Source organism: Paraburkholderia sp. SIMBA_027 (assembly GCF_046535315.1).
GTDB classification, from domain to species: domain Bacteria; phylum Pseudomonadota; class Gammaproteobacteria; order Burkholderiales; family Burkholderiaceae; genus Paraburkholderia; species Paraburkholderia tropica.
Genome location: NZ_JAWRWY010001174.1, coordinates 1 through 252, shown reverse-complemented (window position 1 = coordinate 252; position 252 = coordinate 1). Strand labels below are relative to the sequence as shown.

The 252-nt window shown below is 61.9% G+C and carries 1 pseudogene; it reads left to right on the top strand.

Going from position 1 to position 252, the window contains the following annotated elements:
- Nucleotides 1–252, top strand: a pseudogene (locus SB764_RS42845) (undecaprenyl-phosphate alpha-N-acetylglucosaminyl 1-phosphate transferase); the annotation flags it as partial.

Below are 252 nucleotides of genomic sequence, written 5' to 3'. Positions count from 1 at the left end.
GCCTTGATGGGTTAGCGGCGGGGGTGGCCACCATCGGCGGAGGTGCCTTCTTCCTGACGGCCTACTGGGTGCACCGGAACAATCCATCCACGGACAATTCAGATCTGGCCACCCTCCTCATGGCCATTCTGGTGGGTAGCTGCCTCGGGTTCCTTCCCCACAATTGGTATCCGGCCAAAATCTTCATGGGGGACTCCGGGGCCATGCTGATCGGATTGCTCATGGCCTCAGCCGGCGTAGTGGCAACGGGCC